The 22,224-nt window shown below is 69.7% G+C and carries 19 protein-coding genes; 9 read left to right on the plus strand and 10 right to left on the minus strand.

Annotation, left to right across the window (positions count from 1 at the left end):
* Positions 1-109: 109 nt before the first annotated feature.
* Positions 110-1,816 carry a glycoside hydrolase family 18 protein gene (locus RI578_RS14605; protein WP_310871503.1) on the plus strand — a complete coding sequence of 569 codons (1,707 nt, stop codon included), beginning with the start codon at positions 110-112 and terminating at the stop codon, positions 1,814-1,816.
* A 91-nt stretch (positions 1,817-1,907) separates the two neighbouring features.
* On the opposite strand, the gene RI578_RS14610 is transcribed toward RI578_RS14605, so the two are convergent.
* The 4 genes from RI578_RS14610 to RI578_RS14625 form a co-directional block, all read right to left on the minus strand.
* Positions 1,908-2,462, minus strand: a complete 555-nt coding sequence (locus tag RI578_RS14610) for a hypothetical protein (protein WP_310871504.1) — start codon at positions 2,460-2,462, stop codon at positions 1,908-1,910.
* 12 nt (positions 2,463-2,474) lie between these two features.
* Entirely contained in the window at positions 2,475-6,896 is a 4,422-nt protein-coding gene (locus RI578_RS14615; RefSeq protein ID WP_310871505.1) for a DUF6531 domain-containing protein, read from the minus strand.
* Positions 6,897-6,902: 6 nt separating this feature from the next.
* A complete protein-coding gene (locus RI578_RS14620; protein WP_310871506.1) occupies positions 6,903-7,214 on the minus strand; it encodes a hypothetical protein in 312 nt (103 codons plus the stop codon).
* 121 nt (positions 7,215-7,335) lie between these two features.
* Positions 7,336-7,824 carry an ATP-binding protein gene (locus RI578_RS14625; protein ID WP_310871507.1) on the minus strand — a complete coding sequence of 163 codons (489 nt, stop codon included), beginning with the start codon at positions 7,822-7,824 and terminating at the stop codon, positions 7,336-7,338.
* A 210-nt stretch (positions 7,825-8,034) separates the two neighbouring features.
* On the opposite strand from RI578_RS14625, the gene RI578_RS14630 reads away from it, so the two are divergent.
* From RI578_RS14630 to RI578_RS14645, 4 genes are all read left to right on the plus strand, one after another.
* Positions 8,035-8,886: a helix-turn-helix transcriptional regulator gene (locus RI578_RS14630; protein ID WP_310871508.1), complete on the plus strand. Its 852-nt coding sequence runs from the start codon at positions 8,035-8,037 to the stop codon at positions 8,884-8,886.
* 11 nt (positions 8,887-8,897) lie between these two features.
* Entirely contained in the window at positions 8,898-9,089 is a 192-nt protein-coding gene (locus RI578_RS14635; protein WP_307652189.1) for a hypothetical protein, read from the plus strand.
* An 85-nt stretch (positions 9,090-9,174) separates the two neighbouring features.
* Positions 9,175-9,684 carry a SigE family RNA polymerase sigma factor gene (locus RI578_RS14640; protein WP_310871509.1) on the plus strand — a complete coding sequence of 170 codons (510 nt, stop codon included), beginning with the start codon at positions 9,175-9,177 and terminating at the stop codon, positions 9,682-9,684.
* 80 nt (positions 9,685-9,764) lie between these two features.
* Positions 9,765-11,054: a hypothetical protein gene (locus RI578_RS14645; RefSeq protein ID WP_310871510.1), complete on the plus strand. Its 1,290-nt coding sequence runs from the start codon at positions 9,765-9,767 to the stop codon at positions 11,052-11,054.
* Positions 11,055-11,078: 24 nt separating this feature from the next.
* Here RI578_RS14645 and RI578_RS14650 read toward each other — a convergent pair whose 3' ends face one another.
* The 6 genes from RI578_RS14650 to RI578_RS14675 all read right to left on the minus strand — a co-directional run bounded on the left by RI578_RS14650 (position 11,079) and on the right by RI578_RS14675 (position 17,075).
* The gene (locus RI578_RS14650; RefSeq protein ID WP_310871511.1) at positions 11,079-12,401 is read right to left on the minus strand and encodes an Nramp family divalent metal transporter; all 1,323 of its coding nucleotides are present in this window, start codon (positions 12,399-12,401) and stop codon (positions 11,079-11,081) included.
* Positions 12,402-12,480: 79 nt separating this feature from the next.
* Positions 12,481-13,152, minus strand: coding sequence for a hypothetical protein (locus RI578_RS14655; RefSeq protein WP_310871512.1), 672 nt, complete (start codon positions 13,150-13,152; stop codon positions 12,481-12,483).
* A gap of 77 nt (positions 13,153-13,229) precedes the next feature.
* Complete coding sequence (locus tag RI578_RS14660) at positions 13,230-14,717, minus strand: gluconate:H+ symporter (protein WP_310871513.1); 1,488 nt, start codon at positions 14,715-14,717, stop codon at positions 13,230-13,232.
* A 122-nt stretch (positions 14,718-14,839) separates the two neighbouring features.
* Entirely contained in the window at positions 14,840-15,250 is a 411-nt protein-coding gene (locus RI578_RS14665; RefSeq protein ID WP_310871514.1) for a RidA family protein, read from the minus strand.
* Positions 15,247-16,011, minus strand: a complete 765-nt coding sequence (locus RI578_RS14670; protein WP_310871515.1) for an IclR family transcriptional regulator — start codon at positions 16,009-16,011, stop codon at positions 15,247-15,249. The genes RI578_RS14665 and RI578_RS14670 overlap by 4 nt, the downstream gene beginning before the upstream one ends.
* Entirely contained in the window at positions 16,008-17,075 is a 1,068-nt protein-coding gene (locus RI578_RS14675; RefSeq protein ID WP_310871516.1) for a sugar kinase, read from the minus strand. Before RI578_RS14675 ends, RI578_RS14670 begins: the two co-directional genes overlap by 4 nt.
* Before the next feature lie 138 nt (positions 17,076-17,213).
* On the opposite strand from RI578_RS14675, the gene RI578_RS14680 reads away from it, so the two are divergent.
* From RI578_RS14680 to RI578_RS14695, 4 genes are all read left to right on the plus strand, one after another.
* Positions 17,214-18,497 (plus strand): amino acid deaminase, encoded by a 1,284-nt coding sequence (locus RI578_RS14680; protein ID WP_310871517.1) that lies wholly within the window; start codon positions 17,214-17,216, stop codon positions 18,495-18,497.
* Positions 18,498-18,521: 24 nt separating this feature from the next.
* Entirely contained in the window at positions 18,522-20,132 is a 1,611-nt protein-coding gene (locus RI578_RS14685; RefSeq protein WP_310871518.1) for a D-aminoacylase, read from the plus strand.
* A 96-nt stretch (positions 20,133-20,228) separates the two neighbouring features.
* Positions 20,229-21,440: a pyridoxal phosphate-dependent aminotransferase gene (locus RI578_RS14690; RefSeq protein WP_310871519.1), complete on the plus strand. Its 1,212-nt coding sequence runs from the start codon at positions 20,229-20,231 to the stop codon at positions 21,438-21,440.
* A 78-nt stretch (positions 21,441-21,518) separates the two neighbouring features.
* Positions 21,519-21,941 (plus strand): hypothetical protein, encoded by a 423-nt coding sequence (locus RI578_RS14695; protein WP_310871520.1) that lies wholly within the window; start codon positions 21,519-21,521, stop codon positions 21,939-21,941.
* Positions 21,942-22,224 lie beyond the last annotated feature (283 nt).

Below are 22,224 nucleotides of genomic sequence, written 5' to 3' on the forward strand. Positions count from 1 at the left end.
CCAAGTCCGGCGAGCGGTCGTGAACTTGGTCCGTACCTACCCCTTGACACTCTCAATTGGTCTGGACCACCTTTACCTCAATGCCCCCACTCCCCCACCGGAGGCCTCAATGGAGCCCGTGCACAGACGGTTCGGCAGACGGACGAAGTTCTGGGCGGGAGCCGTCACCGCCGCGCTCGCCCTCTCGGTCACGGCCGTCGGCCAGGCGTCCGCCGCGGACGTCAACAACGCGAAGAACGCCGGCTTCGAGGCCGGTCTGAGCAACTGGTCCTGCTCGGCGAACAGCGGTACGAGCGTCTCCTCCCCGGCGCACGGCGGCTCGGCCGCGCTCAAGGCGTCACCGAGCGGGCAGGACAACGCCCGGTGTTCCCAGACGGTGAAGGTGAAGCCCGGCTCGACGTACACGCTGAGCGCGTGGGTCCAGGGCGGGTACGCCTACCTGGGCGTGACGGGCACGGGTACGACGGACGTGTCGACCTGGACCCCGGACTCGGCCTCCTGGAAGCAGCTGTCGACGAAGTTCACGACGGGCTCCTCGACGACCTCGGTGACCGTGTTCACGCACGGCTGGTACGGGCAGTCGGCCTACTACGCCGACGACCTGTCCGTCTTCGGCCCCGACGGAGGCGGCGGCGACGGTGAGCCGGAGCCCACGGTTCCGTCGGCCCCGGCGGGTCTGAGCGTCTCCGGTACGACGTCCTCCTCGGCGTCGCTCACCTGGAACGCGGTGTCGGGCGCCACCGGCTACAACATCTACCGCGACGGTACGAAGGTGACGGCGGTCACCGGCACGTCGGCGACGATCACCGGCCTCGCGGCCTCCACGTCGTACTCCATGCAGGTCACGGCGACGAACGCGGCCGGTGAGTCGGCGAGGTCGGCCGCGGTGACGGCCCGGACGACGGAGCAGGGCGGCGGCGGGGGCGGCGACCTGCCCAAGCACGCGGTGACCGGCTACTGGCAGAACTTCGACAACGGGGCGACGGTCCAGAAGATCTCGGACGTCTCCGCCCAGTACGACATCATCGCGGTCTCCTTCGCGGACGCGACGGCGACGCCGGGCGCGGTCACCTTCAACCTCGACTCGGCCGGGCTCGGCGGCTACACGGTCGACCAGTTCAAGGCGGACGTCCGGGCGAAGCAGGCCGCCGGGAAGAAGGTCATCATTTCGGTTGGCGGCGAGAAGGGCACCGTCTCGGTGAACGACTCCGCCTCCGCGACGAACTTCGCCAACTCGGTCTGGTCCGTGATGCAGGAGTACGGCTTCGACGGCGTCGACATCGACCTGGAGAACGGTCTCAACCCGACCTACATGACGCAGGCCCTGCGCGCCCTGTCGGCGAAGGCGGGCCCGGACATGATCCTGACGATGGCGCCGCAGACGATCGACATGCAGTCGACGTCGGGCTCGTACTTCCGCACGGCGCTGAACGTGAAGGACATCCTCACCGTCGTCAACATGCAGTACTACAACAGCGGCACGATGCTGGGCTGCGACGGCAAGGTGTACGCGCAGGGCACGGTCGACTTCCTCACCGCCCTGGCCTGCATCCAGCTGGAGAACGGCCTCGACCCGTCCCAGGTCGGCCTCGGTCTGCCGGCCTCCACCCGTGCGGCGGGCGGCGGCTACGTCTCCCCGTCCGTGGTGAACAACGCCCTCGACTGCCTGACGAAGGCCGTCAACTGCGGCTCCTTCAAGCCGTCGAGGACGTACCCCGACCTGCGGGGCGCGATGACCTGGTCCACGAACTGGGACGCGACGGCGGGCAACGGGTGGTCGAACGCGGTGGGGGCGCACGTGCACGCGCTGCCGTAGCCATGGTTGTTCCCACTCCGGCCCCTGGCACCCACGGCGCCAGGGGCCTCCCTCAATCACCGGCCACGTGTGCTCCGGTGGCCGTCACTCGTCAGGACGCGACCGCGGCGACCCAGTCCTCGGACCGTGTCAGGATCGGTCCCTTCACCTCTACAGCGCCTGAGACGTACAAGAGCCACCGAAGTTCGTCGCAGGCGAAGAAGGACTCCCCCCACGTGTCCACCCACAAGCGCGCCTGCTGCTCGTCCGCCCGGGTCAGGTCCCACCACGCCCAGCCGCGGAACTCGGAATCAGGATCGAACTGGTAAAGCCACTCCTGGAGATCCCACGCCCCTCGTCCGACCGCGGCCGCATAGCGCTCCGCACCCCGCACCGCGAATTCCGGAGGCGCCACCCCACTTCCCCGTCCGGCAGCGGAGAACCAGTCGGGGATCGCGTCCACCGGGAGGTCTTCGCCCTCGTACGGTTGTGATTCCGCCAGCCGCAGTGCGGGACCGAGCACGGACCGCGCCCTTTCCCCCAGCTCGGAGACCTCGCCGCTGGTCCGGACGTCGAAGGCGCACAGCACAGGCGGCACATCCTGTATCGACGGTCTGCGCGACAACCGGAGCCGCTCCTGCTCGACGTCCTCGATTTCATGCAACATGCCGAACGCGCCCTATCCTTCCTGGACTACCCTGCCTGGATACTTTGCCACTTCTTCCCTGAACTCATTGAGCATCCCGCTGGGAATGCCGTACAGGTCATCACCCATGGTGGGGTCCGAGATTTCCGGGCATATCTTTTTCATTTGCTTCCACTCGGCCCTGCTGAAGCCGAGGCCGGGCTCCTCCTGGGGCACTGCGGTTCGCCTGATCTTCTCTCGGAACTCGGCCGATATCTGGAACTCGACAATCTGCCCACCTTCGCCGCGGAAACGCACGGTATGCCCAATGTCTCCGCTCAGATTGACGTAAAGGGCCCCCTTCCCGGTGATGGTGACCTTGCCGTCCTCGCCTATGTGTATCCGCTTGCTCAGAGGGTGGTCGGTCTGCTTTCGGAATCCAGGGATCGTCTCCTCGCATCGCGGGGCCAGGCCGAGCGGGTCGGCCCAGGTGTGCGGATTGTGCACGTACGTCGACGGGTTCGGTGCGGGCGCGAGGCCGAGGGGGTCGGGTGTGAGGTAGCGCCCGGTCTCAGGGTCGTAGAGACGGTGATAGTTGTGGTGGAGACCCGTCTCCGAGTCGAAATACTGACCCGGGAACCTGAGCGGGGTGTACGACGTGCTGTCGGCCGCCCAGGCCGTGGTGCCCCATACGGTCGTTCGCGTCCGCCAGGCAACGCCGCCCGCGGGGTCAAGGAGTTCCGTCGGCGTACCGACGAGGTCCGTGACGATGGCGAAGAAGCGGGAGTCGATCTCTTCTTGGGACGCCGCGCCGACCCCCACGCGCTCGGTCTGGGCGATCGGATGCAGCCCCTGGTGATCCCACGTGAGCGTGACCGGTCGGGGCAGCCGCGCCGACGTAGTGGTCTCTTCGCAGAGGACGGCGCCGTCCCAGGTGAAGTCCGTCCGCTCGGCGACGCTGACGCCGTCCGGCTCCAGTCGCAGTTTCGCGATACGGCGCCCAAGCGGATCGTGGAGATAGCGCCACTCGGTACCGTCCGGTGTGGTGACCGAGACAAGGCGGTCCTCGCTGTTCCAGGTGTAGTGCCAAGTGTCCCGCCTGCCGGACAGTCGGGTCTTTCGGCGAAGCGTGATCCTCCCCGCCGTGTCGTGCTCGTACCGTACGTTCCCGGCCCGGACGATCCGCGTACCGGCGTAGCTGCGGGGGCCGGTGGCCTCGTGGCCCGGGTGGGCCGCCGGCCACGCGGCGTCGGTCTGATTGCCCGCTTCGTCGTACGCGTAGCTTTCCGACCAGCCCTCGGCGCGGACGCCCGTGACCCGGCCAACGGCATCAAGGGCGAAGTGCCGTGTGCCGGTCATCTGATCGTCGATACCCGCCAGGTAGCCGTCGGCCCGGTAGGTGTACCCCCTGCTCATGGTGACCTGACCAGCGGCGTCCGTCACGGACTGGCCCGTGAGGCGCCCCAGTTCATCGTAGGAGCGGGCCAGTGTGACCGTGCCGACCGAACGGCTCACCTCCCGGCCCGCCGCGTCGTGGGCGAACGTGATCACGCCACCACCGGTGATCAGTTCGGTGTGCCGCCCGGCCGCATCGTGATTCCAGACGCTCACGGCTCCCGTCGGGGTGACGCGTTTCGTCCGTCGTCCCAGCAGGTCGTACTCGTACGTGGAAGTACGGCCGTTGACCGTCTCGGAGAGCAAGCGCCCCAAGGGGTCGTGAGTGAGAACCAGCGACGAGTCGGCCGTGTCCGCGGTGGCGATGCGACCGGTCGGGGTGTATGTGAAGCAGGTTTCCCCTTCAGGGGACGTCTTGGCGGTGACGAGACCGAGGACGTTCCGGCGGAAACTGATCGCCCGCCCGGATTCGTTGGTACTGGCCACGAGCCGACCGGCATCATCGTGGGAATAGGAGATCGTAAGCCCGTCGAAGTCGCTCTCGGACACGAGTCGGCCTGCCGGGTCGTAGAAGTATTCCCAGCACCGCCCTTGAGCATTCGTGACCTCCACCAGGCGCAACTCGGTGTCGTAACCGAAGTTCTGACGAGCGCCGTCCGGCCCGACACGGGCTGTCAACACGTCGAACGGGCCGTACTCGAATCGGGTCCGCGCTCCGGTGGGGCTCGTGTGACTGGTGCAGTTGCCTTCGGCGTCGTACGTCCAGACCTCGTCGGTTCCGTCAGCCATGACACGGCGAGTCAGCCTGCCCTCTGTGGTCCACTCCTGCCGGGTCTCGTTCCCGGCGGCGTCAACAACTGTGCTCGGGCGTCCGAACAGGTCTCGGACGTACCGGGTGCGGCCCTCGAGAGCATCGATGATTTCGACAGGCAGACCGGCGCCGTTGCACCGGACCCGTGTGCACCGGCCCAGTGCATCGGTGACAGAGACCAGGTGACCTGCGCTGTTGTAGGCAAAACGGGTGGTGGTGCCCAACGGGTCGGTGACGGATACGCGGTCACCTCGATCGTTGTACTCCTGCGACCAGGCGGTCCCGTCAGGGCCCCTGATGACCGTGGGCAAGCCGAGGGCGTCGTACTCGGAGCACAGTTCCGTCTCGTCCGGCCGCACTACTCTTGTGACGTTGCCCTGCTCGTCGTAGACGTACCGTCTGGTGGCTCCCAGCGGATCGGTGACGGCGACCAGCCGCAGCTCCTCGTCCCAGTCCTGGGTCGTGACGTTGCCCAACGGATCCGTTTCCCGCACCAGACGCAGAGCTTCGTTGTGCTCGTAGACCCGGACCTGGCCGAGGGAGTCGGTCACGCGCGTGGTACCGGCGCCGCTGTCGTATTCGAGGGCCGACGCGAGGCAATCGCCGCTGCCACCCGTCGTCACGACTCGCCCTCGGGCGTCGTACGTGTACCGGTACGTGGTGCTGTTGCGGTCGGTCCAGGAAGTGACGCGCCCGTCGCCGTCGTATGTGTAGCGCATGGGCAACCCGGAGGAGTCGATTTCCTCGGCCAGGTGGCCCTGTGCATCGTAACCGAGGGTGAGCAGGGTGATGCCCCGGTCATCCGGAAACGATGGGTCAAGGAGGCGCAGGCCGGTGATACGCGAGAGCGTGGGGTGGTGATCCAGGACTATGCGGTACCCACCCGAGTGGATGATCGACCCGGGGATGTCCCCCTCGTCGTAACAGACGGTGATGCGGTTTCCATTGCGGTCCGTGACATGTTGCACGGGAAGGTCGACCGCCTCGTCTCCCACCGCAGCGACCGGACTGTGGAAGACGTACGCACGGCCGGTGTCGGGATCCGTGATGCGTACGGCTCCGTCAATTTCGTCGTCCCAGCACAGGGACAGCCGAGAGCCCGGGGTTCTCGGCCTCACCGCTTCGCCGGTCTGCGGGGCGGGGAACGGAAAGCAGACGCGGGCGCCGTCAGGGGTCGCGTAGACGATGCCTTCGTCGTCCAACTGCACGCGCTGGTCGAGTGTCGAGGCCCAGGAGGGGCCGAACCATCCGCCCCAGCGGTAGGAGGAGAGGTGCGTCCGCTCCAGGACCAGCGGGAGTACGCCCGGCAGTGTGACGTCCGTGCGGGTCAGTGCCATATCGCCGGTGGCCACATCGATCGGATCCCGCACGAACTTCTTGATCTCGTTGCGGATCGACGCCGGCAGCTTGTTGAAGCCCGGGTTGAGCCTCAACCGCTCGAACGAGGCGCAGTCCAGCTTGAGGCCCTTGCTGAGCTTGGCCAGGTCGGCCGGCTTGAGTGCCTTCAGGCCTTTGCCCAGGGCCTTGCCCAGCGCACCGAAGCCCACTCCCAGGAGTGCCCCCTCGGTGAGGATGGCGGCGAGTTTGTCGGGGTTCTTGAACGCCTCCGGATCACGCAGCAGGGTGTCGAAGGCGGAGAACTTCATGCCCTCCTTCGCCATCTTCCCGGCCGCCGCGATGCCGCGGATTTCCTTCAGCGCCTTCAGCGCCCGCTCCACCGTCCGGATGACCTCCATCACCCCCCGGATCGCGGACGCCAGGACGGTGCCCTCCTGCTCGATCCGGGTGACCAGCGCGACCACCTTCGCCGCGCGCGAGCCGGCCATCAGCGTGGAGACGACGGCCGACGTGCCGCCGGTCAGCACGGACAGGGCGAGCCCCGCCAGCTCCAACTCGGCGATCTCCACCAGGATGACGCCGATCTCCGAGAGCAGTTCGTGCGCCTTGTCCGCGAAGTCGTCCAGCGCCTTCGCACCCTCCCTGAGAGAGTCAGCCATCTCGGTGGCTTGCTGACGGGCCGACTTGGCCCGTTTGTGAAGGGCCTTGGCGGACTTGCCCTCCCACTCCACGTCCGCCAGTGCCTTGCGCGCCGCCTCAGCTGCCTCGTCCAGGCCCGTGGCCAGGGCACGCCACTTCTTGGCGATCTCCCGGATACCGTCCGGGTCCACCGCCGGATCGGTGATGCCCAGGAACTCCAGTCCGTCGGCGACCGTGTCACCGAACATGTGGTTGAACTTGTTGATGTAGTGCAGGGGGTTGAGGTCGACCACTCCCGCTCAGCCCTTCTCGGCGCGGGCCGCGGACGTCAGCAGCACGTCCAGCAGGTCGAATGCGTCAGAGACGTCGCCCATGAACTTCGCTTCGGTCTCCCACTCGTCGTCCAGCTGCCTGGCCAGCTTCGCGAGCGTGGTCATGCCCTCCTCGATGTCGTCCTTCGCACCGAGAAGGGAGCCCAGGGCTCCCAGGGCCGACAAGTCGTGCGAGGCCGACTCGTACTCTTGCAACGGCTTCGCCGTGTGCTGGCCCACCGCCCGCAGTCCCTTTGCCGCCTTGTGCAGCGACGCAGCCTCTTTCGCCAGGTCCGCCATGCGGCCCCTCCCCCGTGATTAACCCTGTGCACATGCCAACCTCATGACCGTAGTGAGGTCGGTTATGCGGGAGGTATGGGTGGCGCCAAGGGCGAGTAAAGACCGACTGTGACGTACGCCGTCAGGGTGCGCCGTACGCCGCCGCGCTCGCCCTCGGCAGTGTCGCCCACATACGCGTGCCGCCGCCGGGCTCCCTCGCCTCACCGAAGCCCCACGTGCCGTCGCAGGCGCGGCAGACGCAGGCCAGGAGGCGGAGGGCGGCGCGGCGGCGGGTGTCGCAGGCGGTGGCCAGGTGGGGGCTCGTGTGGCGGGGGTGGCTGTCATAGGCGATGACCCGGAGGGTGGAGAAGCGGAAGCGCAGGGCGAGGTAGTAGTCCACCGACTCCGTGAACTGGCAGGCGACAGCCGTCAGTTCGCTGACCGCTTGCAGTGCCGGGTCGAGCATGTCCGTGAGGCCGTGCGCCGTGAGCACTTGTCGCGCCGTCGCCCGCGCGAGGGAAGGGCTGGACAGGGCGGCGGGGAGCGTGAAGCTGTAGGCCAGGGTTTCGGGGATCGGGGGTGTGGGGTCTGCCGGGTAGACAGGGGCGAGGGGACAACGGGACGGGGGCACGGTGACTCCTTCATGAGGGGTGCGGTCGGTGGCTCCGTCGCGCGGCCAGGCTTGCGCGATGCACTTCCGACCGCCGTGTGTAGCGTGTGCGCTACTGAATGTATCGACGTCGGTGCCTAATTTGGCACCACAAAGTGAAAAGTGCGCTCGATCGTGAGTGGTCGTATGCGGGGCGGCAGACTGCTCACGACGGCAGGTGGAGGGAGCGGTATGGGAGCGAGGACGTCAGCCACAGCACGTCAGAAGCGGCTGGGGATCGAGGTCCGTCGCATGCGTACGTCGGCGGGGATGTCCGCCGAGTTCGCCGCGGGACTGCTGGGGGTCGACCGTGGCACGATCTCGCACGTCGAGTCGGGCGTGCGGGCGATCAGTCCGGAGCGGGTCCGCACCCTCGCCTGCAACTGCGACTGCCAGGACTCGGCGTACGTCGAGGCCCTGGTCGGCATGGCAGCAGCCGGGCGGCGGGGATGGTGGGAGAGGTATCGGGGGTCTCTTCCTCATGGGATGCTGGACATCGCGGAGTTGGAGGCGTACTCCGCCCGCATGCGCGCCGCCTACTCCATGCACATCCCAGGGCTGCTGCAGACCTCGGACCACGCCATGGCCGTCTTCCGTGTCGTCATCCCGCAGTTGCCCGAGCATGAGGTCGCTTTGCGCCTGGCCCATCGGGTGGAGCGCCAGCAAGTGCTGGAGGGAGCCGACGCGACGCCGCTCGTCGCCATCGTGCACGAGGCGGCTCTTCGCATGCAGTTCGGTGGTCGCAGGGTCGCCAAGGCTCAGTTGCATCACGTCCTGGAGAAGTCCGAGCAGGAGAACGTGACCGTCCTGGTCATCCCCTTCGCCGCCGGTGCCTTCCCGGGGGCCGGACAGACCGTGCTGTACGCGGAAGGTCCGGTGCCCCAACTGGACACGGTGCAGATCGACAGCTCGCACGGGCCGGACTTCCTCCACGCCGACGCCCAACTGGCGAAGTACCGTGCCCACCTGGACTGGATGGAGCGCATCACCCTGTCGTCGGCGGCGTCGCGCGACTTCATCCGCGAGATCGCCAACGACCTTTGAGGAGAAGCTCGATGAGCGACATCACGTGGGAAGAACCCTTCTGCGGCGAGGGAAACTCCTGCTTCCGCCTCGGCACCGACACCACCGGCAACGCCTACATCGCGATAGCCGGCGAGGAGGACGCCCCCCTCACCGACAGCCGGGACGCGCTGCGGCGCATGATCCTCGACATCAAGGCGGGGAAGGCCGACCACCTGCTCTGAGACTCGTGTGAAACATTTTCCGGGGCCCACCGCATCAATGAGGTGAAGGCAGTACGCGGCAGCGGTGGGCACGGGGGACACGGACATGAGGCAAGCGCGGGCGGACGAGTACGCCGAGTTCGCGGTGGCGCGGGCCGGGCATCTGTACCGGTCCGCGTGTCTGCTCACCGCCGGGGACACGCATCTGGCCGAGGATCTCGTGCAGGAGACCTTCGGGCGGCTGTACGTGCGGTGGGGGCGCGTGTCCCGGGTGGGAAATCCCGCCGGGTACGCGCAGACCGTGCTCACCAGGGCCTTCCTCGCCCATCAGCGGCGGCGCAGCAGCCGGGAGCGGGCGACGGACGTGTTCCCGGACCTGCCCGGCTCCGGGGACGGGGACGCCTCGCTGCGGCTGACGCTGCTGGACGCGCTCGCGCGGTTGCCCGCCAAGGACCGGGCCGTCGTCGTCCTGCGGTACTGGGAGGACCGGTCCGTCGAGGAGACCGCCGACGTCATGAACGTCAGCTCGGCGGCCGTGCGAACGCGGTGCTCCCGGGCACTGGGACGGCTGCGTGAGCTGCTCGGTGAGGACCTCGCGGAGTACGCCAGACCCTGACGGCCGTCCCAGCACAGTCATACGTCCCCTCCCCCACTTCGGCTTTCACTTCACTCACCTTGCGGAAAGGGTGGTTCGCCATGCCCGGAGACCAGTACCAGACCCCGTTCGAGGAGCGGCTCTCCGCCGCCCTGCACGACGCCGGCGGCGACTTCGACACCGACCGTACGGCTCTCGTCGCCGGGGGTCGGAGCCGAGGACGGCGGGCGCTGACGCGGCGCCGGGCCGGGGTGGTCGGCGGGGCGGTGGCCGGTGTCGCGCTGGTCGGGGTGGGCGGAGCAGTGCTCCTGCCGCAGGGGAAGTCCAACGGCCCCGATGTCTCCGCCGCGGCCTCCGGGGCCACCTCCCGGCCGTCCGCCTCCGCCACGAAGCCCGCTCCGCCTCCCGTCTCCGGCGACACCATCGTCGGTGAACTCAAGAAGCTGCTTCCGGAGGGGGAGTTCAGCCAGGAGAACGCCCGTGGATCGGGTGACGGGCCGTACGCGTACCTCGTGTACGACGACGGGGAGGGAGCCGCCGCGATGAACGTGGGCTTCGCCCGGGTCGATCCCGGCAGCCCGCAGGTCCGCGAGCTGACGGGATGCCCCGACGAGACGTTCACCCCGTACGACGACTGCTCCTCCACCCGGCTGGCCGACGGCTCGCTGCTCAGGCTCCTCAAGGGCTACGAGTATCCCGACAAGCGCGTCGACACCAAGTACTGGTCCGCCGACCTGGTCACGACCGAGGGACAGCATGTCAGCGTCGGCGAGTGGAACGCCCCCGCGCAGAAGGGCGCGCCCGTCTCCCGCCCGGAGCCTCCGCTGTCGACCGAGGAGTTGAAGGAGGTCGCCACGGCGGAGGTGTGGCGCAAGGTGGTGGACGCGATTCCCGAGACGCCGAAGTCCACCAAGCCCACCAAGCCCACCAAGTCCGCCCCGTCCGACACCGTGCCGCCGGCCGTCTCCGGCAAGGACATCACCGAGACGCTGGCCGGGTTGCTGCCCAAGGGGCTGGACGTGGTGAGGAAGGGCGGCCAGGAGACCGAGTACACCTACGTCGTCGTCGACGACGGGCGGGGCGAGAGTCTCGTCCAGGTCAACGTCCAGTACGGCATGCACGACATCGCCGACCATCTGCGCCGCAACGGCGAGCCCCTTCCCGACGGCACCCTCGTCGCCACGCACCAGGGGAACGGGGACGACCGGGTCGCCGGGGTCCTGATGTGGACGGCCGACACCCTGCGGCCCGGCAAGGACGGCTTCCGCGTTGTGATCAGCGCCTTCAACAACGGTGCCGCCCATGCCGAGCCGTCCCGCGGCAATCCCGCGCTGACCATGGATCAGCTGCGGGAGATGGCGCTCAGCCCGGAGTGGGACAAACTCCGGTAGGACCCGGCCGGTGGGCCGGTGGGATCAGAAGAACTCCGCCCAGGGCTGGTCCCAGATCTCCTTCAGGCACAGCACCAGGAACAGCAGGCCCGCGACCGCGAGCATCGTGTTGCTCAGCCAGCCGTTGCGCCACTCGCGCGGTGTGCGGGAGGAGTTGAGGAGCCAGATCAGGGTCAGGGCGAGGAAGGGCATGAAGGCCGCGCCCAGGACGCCGTAGATGATGACCAGGCGGAAGGGCTCGCCCTGGAAGAGCAGGACGATGGGCGGGAAGGTGAGCCACAGCAGGTAGGCGCGGAAGGGCCAGGAGCGTTCGTGCTCGCCGGAGGCGATCTCCTTGCCCTTGCCCGCCGTCTTGTCGCGCTGCCGGGCCACGAAGTCCGCGAACATCAGGCTCACGCCGTGCCACACGCCGATGAGCGAGGTGAAGGACGTGGCGAAGAAGCCGATCAGGAAGAACTTGGCCGTCGCCGTGCCGTACTCGTCCGCCAGGATGTCGCCGAGCTGCACCAGGCCCTTGCCACCGCCGGAGAGCGCGATGTTCGCGGCGTGCAGCATCTCCGCGCCGACGAACAGCATGGCGACGACGAAGACACCGGTCGTGATGTACGCGACCCGGTTGTCCAGCCGCATGACCTTCATCCAGCCGGTGTTGGCCCAGCCCTTGGCGTTGACCCAGTAGCCGTACGCGGCGAGCGTGATCGTGCCGCCGACGCCGCCGATCAGGCCGAGGGTGTTGAGGACGGAGTCCTCGCCGTCCGGGATGACCGGGAGGAGGCCGGCGAAGGCGTTCCCCAGGTTGGGCGTGACCCGGATCGCCAGGTAGACCGTCACCACGAACATGACGCCCACCATGACCGTCATGACCTTCTCGAAGACGGCGTACTTGTTGAACCAGACGAAGACCAGGCCGACCACGCCGCAGGCCACGCCCCACCATTCGAGGTCCATCACGCCGGGGAACAGGGCCTGCAGCGGCAGGGCGCTGGACGACATCGCCGCCGCGCCGTAGGAGAAGCCCCAGATCACGACGTAGACCGCGAAGAAGTACGTGGTCCAGCGGCCGAGGCTCGCCCAGCCGTCGAAGAGGGTGCGGCCGGTGGACAGGTGCCAGCGGCCCGCCGCCTCGGCGAGGGAGATCTTGACCAGGCAGCCGAGGACCGCCGCCCACAGCAGGGTGTAGCCGAAGTTGCTGCCCGCGATCAGGGTGGCCACGAGGTCGCCGGCGCCGACCCCGGTCGCCGCGACGACGATGCCGGGGCCGATGTAGCGCCAACTGGATTTACGAGGTGCCGAGTCGGGGTCGGGTGCTGCCCCGGCGTCGCTGGTGTTGCCCGTGGTGTCCGCCATGCGGGCCAACAAAGCTCATGGCGGCCGGTGGGACAAGAGGGCGTGCGGGGATCTTCACGCGGATCTTCACGCGATGCGCCTACTCGTCGCCGTCCGCCTCGCGCTTCGCGTCGGCCTTCGCCACGGACTTCGCCTCGGGCTTCGTCCCGGACTTCGCCTCGGGCTCCGCGTCCGCCTCGGCCTCGGACTCCACCTCGGACTTCGCGTCCGCCTCGGCCTCGGGCTCCGCTTCGTCCCGCGTCTCGCCGTCCTCGAAGTACGCGTCCAGGACCTCGTCCAGGGCCGACTCCCACTCCGGGAAGCGGCTTCGCGACGACGCCTCGATCTCGATCGGGTACCAGCGGCGGTCCGGCGTGTGCACCGTGACGGTGAACCGCTTGCCGAAGCGGCCCGTCTCCGTCTCGACGGCCCCGACCTCGTTCCAGCGGAACTCGCAGCTCTGGTCGTCGAGGGAGAGACGTACGCCCTTGTGGTCGGCGACGATCCTGGCGCGGCGGTCGGCGGCCTCGAAGACGGGGCCACCGGGGTCCGGGGCCTCTTCTTCCTCCTCCGGCTCCGCGGCCTGTTCGGCGGGTTCGGGAGCCGCGGTCCCGTCCGTGACGCGGACGTCCTCGGGCTCCTCCTCCGCCTCCTTCTCCGATCTCACGCCCTCCGGCTCACCGGTCACGGGTGCGGTGAGCCCGGGGACGAATGCCGGGTCGAATCCGGCGCCTTCCAGGGGCTGGCTGGTCGATCCTCTGCGCTGCTCCACAGCGGGCAGTATGGTCGACGATCCTGTGTCGGACACAGCCAGCCCCAACTTCGTTATCAGACGCCTACACGAGACGCCTACACGAACAGGCTCAGCACCGCCGCCACCACGAACCCGGCGACCGACAGCACGCTCTCCAGCACGGTCCACGTCTTCAGCGTGTCCCGTTCGCTGATGCCGAAGTACTTGGCGACCATCCAGAAGCCGCCGTCGTTGACGTGCGAGGCGAAGATGGAGCCCGCCGAGATGGCCATGATGACCAGGGCGACGAACGCCTGGGAGTGGTCGCCCTCGGCGAGCAGCGGTGCCACGATGCCCGCCGTCGTCACGATGGCCACCGTCGCCGAGCCCTGGGCGACCCGCAGCACCAGGGAGATCAGGTAGGAGAGGACGATCACCGGCAGGCCGACGTCGTTGAAGGTGTCGGAGAGCGCCTGGGCGACGCCGCTGGCCTTGAGGACGGCACCGAAGACACCGCCCGCGCCGACCACCAGCAGGATGTTGCCGACCGGCTTCAGCGAGGCCGTCGAGACGGTCTCCAGGGACTTGCGGGACCAGCCGCGCCGGATGCCGAGCAGGTAGTAGGCGAGGAACAGGGCGATGGTCAGGGCCACGAACGGGTTGCCGAAGAACTCGATCACCGAGCGGAGGGTGGACTCGTCCAGGGCGATGGAGGAGAAGGTCGCGGCGAGGATGAGGACCAGCGGGGTGCCGATGATGCCGAGGACCGTGCCGAGCGCGACGGGGCTCTCGTGCGGCGCGACGCCGGCCTTGCTCTGCTCGTCGATGACGGCCTGCTTGGCCTCCTCGGCCGCCTCGACCATGTCCTGCGGCACGGGCACGAAGATGCGGCGGCCGATCCAGGCGGAGAACACCCAGGCGGCGAGCACGGCCGGGATGCCGCAGACGATGCCCATGAGGATCACCCAGCCGAGGTCCACGTGCAGCAGTCCGGCCGCGGCCACCGGGCCGGGGTGCGGCGGCAGGAAGGCGTGGGTCATCGACAGGCCGGCGAGCAGCGGCAGGCAGTAGAGCAGGACCGACTTGCCGGAGCGCTTGGCGGCGGCGTAGACGATGGGCGCCAGCACGAAGATGCCGACGTCGAAGAAGACCGGGACACCGAAGATCAGGCCGGTCAGGCCCATGGCGAGCGGGGCGCGCTTCTCGCCGAAGAGGCCCAGCAGCCGGGAGGCCAGCACCTGGGCGCCGCCGCTGACTTCGAGGATCGCGCCGAGCATGGTGCCCAGGCCGATGATGATGGCGACATGGCCGAGGATGCCGCCCATGCCGGACTCGATGGTGGAGACGGCGTCGGACTTCTGGACGGTGCCGAAGAGTTCGGTGACCGACAGGCCGGCGAGCAGGCCGACGGCTATGGAGACGGCGAGCAGCGCGACGAACGGCTGCAGCCGCACCTTGATGATCAGGAAGAGCAGCAGCACGATGCCGATCGTGGCGACGGTCAGCAGGCCCGCCGTGCCGTCGATCAGGTGGAGCAGGCCACCGGTGTGGGGCGGTGTCTCCGCCGGGGCGGAGGCGGCGAGCTGGAGGGACACAGGGGACATACGGGGGTCCTCGCGGTAAACACATACAGCTTTCGAGCAGGGCGGGGCGCGGCACGGCGCCCCGGGGGTGAGGGGCGCCATGCCGTGCGACAGTCAGACGGAAGGAGAGACGGAGGCGAGGGTCAGCCGAGGACGGCCAGCGCGTCGATCTCGATGAGGAGTCCGGCGGGCAGACCGACGTAGACGGTCGTGCGCGCGGCGGGCGGCTGGGTGAGGCCCTGCTCCTCGAAGTAGGCGTTGTAGATCTCGTTCATCTCGGCGAAGTGGTCCACGTCCGTGAGGTAGACGCGGATCATCATCACGTCGTCCCAGGAGGCGCCGCCCTCTTCGAGGATCGCCTTGACGTTGGCGAGGGTCTGGAGGGTCTGCTCGCGCAGGGTCGGGCCGGCCGGGGTGGGGGCCTTGCCCTCCTCGTGCGGGAGGAAGCCGACCTGGCCGGCGACCTGGAGGATGTTGCCCCTCTTGACGCCGTGGCTGAACTTCGCCGGGGGGACGGTGTGGGTCGCGGGGATGAGGGCGATCTTGTCGGTCATGCGGTGACTTCCTTGACTGGGGTCCTGCCGGAGTACTCGCCGCTGATGGCGTCCGCCGTGCGGCGGACCAGCGGGAGCAGGGTGAGGAGTTCGTCGGCGGTGACGACGACGTTCGGCGCGGAGACCGACATCGCGGCCGTCACCCGGCCGTCGGCGCCCCGGATGGGCGCGGCGACGCAGTTGATGGACTCCTCGTGGCCACCGAGGTCGGTGGCCCAGCCCTGTTCGCGCACCTTGGCCAGCTCCTTGAGGAAGCCGTCGGCGTTCGGTGTCGAACGGGCCGTGTACAGGGGGTAGTCGAGCTTCTCGACGACGGCTCGGCGCTCGTTCTCGGGAAGGTCGGCGAGCAGCAGCTTGGCCACCGCCGCGACGGTGATGGCGACGGGCTTGCCGATCCGGGAGTACATGCGGACCGGGTAGCGGCTCTCCACCTTGTCGATGTAGAGGACCTCGTTCTCCTCGTAGACGGCGAGGTGGACGGTGTGTCCGCAACTCTCGTTGAGGCGTACGAGGTGGGGGTGGGCGATCTCGCGGACGTCGAGGTTCTCCATCGCCTCCTGGGCCAGCGCGATCAGCCGGGCGCCGAGGCGGTAGCGCTGGTCGGACTGGCGGTAGACGAAGCCGTGCTCGTGCAGCGTCCGCAGGAGGCGCAGGGCGGTGGACTTGTGGACGCCGAGGCGGTCGGCGACCCGGCCCAGGTCGGCGGGGCCCTCGGCGAGCAGCGGCAGGATGCTCAGCGCGCGGTCGACGGTCTGGCTCATGGGGTTCGTACCTCCTCCTCGGCCCTCTCGCCGGCCTGTGTCCAGCCGGGGCCGAGTCGAAGTGTCCCCCACGCGTCGTCGTCGAGGGCGGCCAGACGGTCGGCGTGGTCGCGGGCCGGGGGTGCGGCGAGGTCGCCGGGGACGGTGAGGGCGGCGGCGGCCATCAGGTGGCCGTGCCGCAGGCGCTCGCGGACGGGCAGGTCCCGCAGGGTGGCGGAGAGGAACCCGGCGGCGAAGGCGTCGCCCGCGCCGACGGCGGCCACGACGTCGACGGTGAGGGCGGGGACGGAGGTGACGTGGTGGGCCTTGGTGCCGTCGGCGCCGGTGGTCCGGTGGAAGGCGGTGGCGCCGGTCGCGCCCTGCTTGACGACGAGCAGCTCGGGCTCGGCCAGCGCGGCGCGCACGGCCTCGGCGCCGCCCAGTCCCCAGGCCTCGTCCTCGCCGACGAAGACGATGTCGGCGCCGCGCGCCAGCTCCAGCAGCACCCGCGAGCCGTCGTCGTGCCCGCGCCACAGCCCGGGGCGGTGGTTGACGTCGAAGGAGACGAGGGGCCGGCCGGGGCGGCGGGCGGTGAGTTCGCGCATCAGGGCGAGGCAGTCGGCGGAGAGCGCGGGCGTGATGCCGGAGAGGTGCAGGACGCGCCCGGAGCGGATGGCGTCGAGGTCCATGTTCCGGGCCGACATCGCGGAGGCCGCGGAGCCCGCCCGGTAGTACGCCACCTCGTGCGCGTCGGTGGCCCGGTCCCCGGCGGTGCGGAAGTACACGCCGGTGGGGCGGTCGGGGTCGCGGCGCACCGCGGAGACGTCCACGCCGTAGGCGCCGATCGCCTCGACGAGGTGGTCGCCGAAGCCGTCGGCGCCGACCCGGCCGACCCAGCGGACGGAGTGCCCGGCGGCGGCCAGCACGCAGGCCACGTTGGACTCGGCGCCGCCGATGGCCCGGTCGAAGGAGGGTACGTCGGCGAGCCGCCCGGGCACGGAGGGAAGGAAGGTGACCATGGACTCGCCGAGCGCGACGACGTCCACGACGCCGGGGGCGGTGCTGGTGGGTCCGGTGGCGGTCACGATGGTGGGGGCTCCTCGTCTCTCTCGCGGGCCTCGGCGGATCCGTTGACCCCGCGTTGGCCGAGATGTTAGACAGCAGTAAGCGATATACGCAACGATCGTTGCACTGCTTGCAACGCATCAGATCAGGGAGGCTCCATGGCCCTCGACACCGGCACCGAAGCCCTCGCCCGTCTGGCCGAGGAGCGCGTCGACCACCGCTTCAAGGGCCTCCCGCCAGACGCCGACGGCCTGACCGTCACCGAGCTGACCCGTCAGGGCCGCAACCTCTTCACCGGCGGTTTCACCACCCCCGTGCTGGCCCTGTCCGCCGAACGCCTGGAGCACAACCTGCGGCTCATGGAGACGTACGCCACCCGGCACGGCCTCGCCTTCGCACCGCACGGCAAGACCTCCATGGCCCCGCAGCTCTTCCACCGCCAGATCGAGCACGGCGCCTGGGGCATCACCCTCGCCGTGCCGCACCAGGTACGGGTGGCGCGGGCCTTCGGCATCCAGCGCGTCTTCCTGGCCAACGAGCTGGTCGACGCCGCCGCCCTGCGCTGGATCTCCTCCGAGCTGGACGCCGACCCGGACTTCCGCTTCGTCTGCTACGTCGACTCGGTGCGCGGCGTCGGACTGATGGACGCGGCACTGTCGGACGCGGGCGCCTCCCGCCCGGTGGACGTCGTGGTGGAACTGGCCGCCGGTGAGGGTGCCCGGACCGGCGTCCGCACGGAGGCCGAGTGCGCGGCGGTCGCCGACGCGGTGGCCGGCGCGCGGACGCTGCGGCTGGCCGGTGTCGCCGGGTACGAGGGCGAGGTGCCCGGCGCCGACCCCGAGAAGGTGCACGCCTGGCTGCGGCGGCTGGTCGCACTCGCCGTCGACTTCGACAAGGCCGGACGGTTCGACGGCTTGGCGGACATCGTGGTGAGCGCGGGCGGCAGCGCCTGGTTCGACGCGGTCGCCGACGTGTTCGCCGAGGTCCCCGACCTGTCCCTGCCGGTGCTGAAGCTGCTGCGCTCGGGCGCCTACGTCTCCCACGACGACGGCCACTACCGCGAGCTGACCCCCTTCAACCGGGTCCCCGAGGAGGGCGCCCTGGAGCCCGCCTTCCGCCTGTGGAGCCAGGTCGTCTCCCGTCCCTCCCCCGAGCAGGCGTTCACCAACGCGGGCAAGCGGGACGCGGCGTACGACCTCCACCTGCCCTTCGCCCAGGTCGTCCGCCGCGACGGCGCCGAGCGTCCCGCCACCGGCGTAGAGGTGACCGGCCTGTCCGACCAGCACGCCTGGCTGCGCACGACCGCGGAAGCGGACCTGGAGGTGGGCGACTGGCTCGGCACGGGCCTGTCCCACCCGTGCACGTCCTTCGACAAGTGGCAGCTCATCCCGGTCGCGCAGGCGGACGGGACGGTCGTCGACTACATCCGCACGTTCTTCTGAGACGCCTGGGAAAGGGAACAGGACATGGAAGAGCTGGTCATCAGGGACGCGGACGTCGTCGACGGCTCCGGCACGGACTCGTACCGCGCGGACGTCGTGGTCGACGGCGGCCGGATCGTCTCGATCGTCAAGGAGGCGGCGGCCGCCGGCTGCCAGCGCCCGAAGGCGCGCCGTGAGCTGGACGCCGAGGGCCTGGTCCTGGCCCCCGGCTTCATCGACATGCACGCCCACAGCGACCTGGCGCTGCTGCGGGACCCCGACCACAGCGCCAAGGCCGCCCAGGGCGTCACCCTGGAGGTCATCGGCCAGGACGGGCTGTCGTACGCGCCGGTCGACGACCGCACCCTCGGCGAGGTGCGCCGCGCCATCGCCGGGTGGAACGGCCCCGGTGACGACATCGACTTCGACTGGCGGTCGGTCGGCGAGTACCTGGACCGGCTCGACCAGGGCATCGCGGTCAACGCCGCCTACCTGATCCCGCAGGGCACGGTGCGCGCGCTGGCGGTCGGCTGGGACGACCGGGAGGCGACCGAGGCCGAGCTGGAGCACATGCGCCGCCTGGTCGCCGAGGGCATGGAGCAGGGCGCGGTCGGCATGTCGTCCGGGCTGACATACACGCCCGGCATGTACGCCAAGGACGCCGAGCTGACCGAGCTGTGCCGGGTGGTGGCGTCGTACGGCGGCTACTACTGCCCGCACCACCGCTCGTACGGCGCCGGGGCCCTCCAGGCGTACGAGGAGATGGTGGAGCTGACGCGGGAGGCGGAGTGCCCCCTCCACCTGGCCCACGCCACCATGAACTTCGGCGTGAACAAGGGCAAGGCGCCCGAGCTGCTGACGCTGCTCGACGACGCGCTGGCCACCGGGGCCGACATCACCCTCGACACGTACCCCTACACCCCCGGCTGCACCACCCTCGTGGCCATGCTGCCGAGCTGGGCGAGCGAGGGCGGCCCGGAGCAGATCATGAAGCGGCTGTCGGACGACGACACCGCCGAACGCATCCGCCACCACATCGAGGAGATCGGCTCCGACGGCTGCCACGGCGTGCCCATGGAGTGGGACACGATCGAGATCTCCGGCACGGGCGACCCGGCGCTCGGCGAGTACGTCGGCCGTACGGTCCTGGAGTCGGCGCGGCTGCGCGGCGAGACCCCGTGGACGACCGCCCGCCGCCTCCTCCTGACCGACCGGCTGGCCCCGACCATCCTCCAGCACGTCGGCCACGAGGAGAACGTCCGCGCGATCATGCGGCACCGGGTCCACACCGGCGGTTCGGACGGCATCCTCCAGGGCGCCAAGCCGCACCCGCGCGCCTACGGCACCTTCCCGCACTACCTGGGCCACTACGTGCGCGAGCTGGGCGTGCTGTCGCTGGAGGAGTGCGTCGCCCACCTCACCTCGCGCCCGGCGGCCCGGCTGCGGCTGCCGGACCGGGGCCTGGTCCGCGAGGGGTACCGGGCCGACCTGGTGCTCTTCGACCCGGCGACGGTCGCGGCGGGCAGCACGTACGAGACCCCGCGCGTGCTGCCGGCGGGCATCCCGTACGTGCTGGTCGACGGGCGGTTCGTGATGGAGGACGGGCGGCGGACGGACGTACTGGCGGGGCGGTCCGTGCGGCGGACTCCCCGCTAGCGGACCGCACGGCTGGAGGAAATCCACCCAAACCGCACGTCCCACGTGGCGGACAACACGACCCATGAGGCGCAACCGGGTCGTAAGCTCACGGACATGCAGGTGATCCAGTCGACCAAGCTCGCCAACGTCTGTTACGAGATCCGGGGCCCGGTGCTCGAGGAGGCGATGCGGCTGGAAGCGGCCGGGCACCGCATCCTGAAGCTGAACACCGGCAACCCGGCCGCCTTCGGTTTCGAGTGCCCGCCGGAGATCCTGGAGGACATCCTCCGCAACGTCTCGACGGCCCACGGCTACGGCGACGCCAAGGGACTGCTGGCCGCGCGCCGGGCGGTCGTCATGCACAACCAGACCCTCGGCATCGAGACGGACGTCGAGCACGTCTTCATCGGCAACGGCGTCTCCGAGCTGATCGTGATGGCGATGCAGGGACTGCTGGACGACGGCGACGAGGTCCTCGTCCCGGCGCCGGACTACCCCCTGTGGACGGCCGCCGTCTCGCTCTCCGGCGGTACGGCGGTGCACTACCGGTGCGACGAGCAGTCCGACTGGATGCCGGACCTCGCGGACGTCGAGCGGAAGATCACCGACCGCACCAAGGCGCTGGTCATCATCAACCCGAACAACCCGACGGGCGCGGTGTACGACGAGGCGATGCTGCGCGGGCTGACCGACATCGCGCGCCGGCACAACCTGCTGGTCTGCTCCGACGAGATCTACGACAAGATCCTGTACGACGAGGTCACGCACACCCCGACCGCCGCGATCGCCCCGGACCTGCTCACCCTCACCTTCAACGGCATGTCGAAGGCGTACCGGGTGGCCGGCTACCGTGTCGGCTGGATGTCGATCTCCGGCCCGCGCGCGCACGCCGAGTCCTACATCGAGGGTCTGACGGTCCTGGCGAACATGCGGCTGTGCGCCAACATGCCGGGCCAGCACGGCGTGGTCGCGGCGCTCAGCGGGCGGCAGACCATCAACGAGCTGGTGCTGCCGGGCGGGCGGCTGCGGGAGCAGCGGGACGCCGCGCACGAGGCGCTGACCAGCATTCCGGGCGTGACCTGCGTGAAGCCGAAGGGCGCGCTGTATCTCTTCCCGCGGCTCGACCCCAAGGTCTTCAAGATCAAGGACGACCGGCGGATGGTCCTGGACCTGCTGCGCCAGGAGAAGATCATGGTCGTCCAGGGCACCGGCTTCAACTGGCCCGAGCCCGACCACTTCCGGGTGGTGACCCTGCCGACGGCGAGCGACCTGCGCGATGCGGTGGGGCGGATCGGCACCTTCCTTGACGGGTACGGCCAGCCCTGAGCCGTATCGCGGATCACTATCAACTTTAGATTGAATCCAATGTAGGATGGTTTCCTGAAGCACTCAGGAGGCCATCCCATGTACGAACCGATCCGCACCAAGTCGGTCCACAGCACGATGGCCGGCAGCACCTCGGACTTCCCCCACCGGTCCCGCGAGGAAGAGCTGGACATCCAGCTCGCGGGTCACCTCGCCGCCCTGCTCGCCGTCACGGACGAGCTGCGCGCGCTGGCCCCCTGCACCGGTCTGGACACCGCGGCCGACCGGCTCGCCGAGCAGGTGGCCCGGCTGCGGGGAGGGCAGACCCCGGTCCGCGTGCCGGTGGCCGCCGCCCGCCCCGAGCCACACCTGGCGGCCCTGCACCGGCGGGCGCACACCCTCGCGGGCCGCGCCCTGGTGGTGGCGGCCTCCCGCGCCGACACGGCGGTCGCGATCCTGACCGCCGAGCGCATGGACGCGCACGCAGCGGCCCTCGAACCGCGCGAGTTCGCGTCCCACTGAGCCCTCCGGGCTCCCCCGACGGCCCCGGCCCGCGCGCACCCGCAGCGACGTGCGGGCCGGGTGCCATTCACTGCGTGGGCTGGAGCGGCGGTTCGCATGTGCGCCGTGGGGCCGGCTGGCGGTTGGCGGCTTTCCGTCCGTCGTGGCTGGTCGCGCAGTTCCCCGCGCCCCTTTCGGGGCGCGGATCTCACCGGTGTTTCGACATGCTGAAGGGCCGGGTCAGCCGCACGCCTTTGTGCGGTGACCCGGCCCGAGTGGGACCTCCCCGTGCTCCGGGGTACTG

Origin of the sequence: Streptomyces sp. BB1-1-1, from assembly GCF_031597775.1 — a bacterium.
In the GTDB taxonomy this organism is placed as follows: domain Bacteria; phylum Actinomycetota; class Actinomycetes; order Streptomycetales; family Streptomycetaceae; genus Streptomyces; species Streptomyces thinghirensis.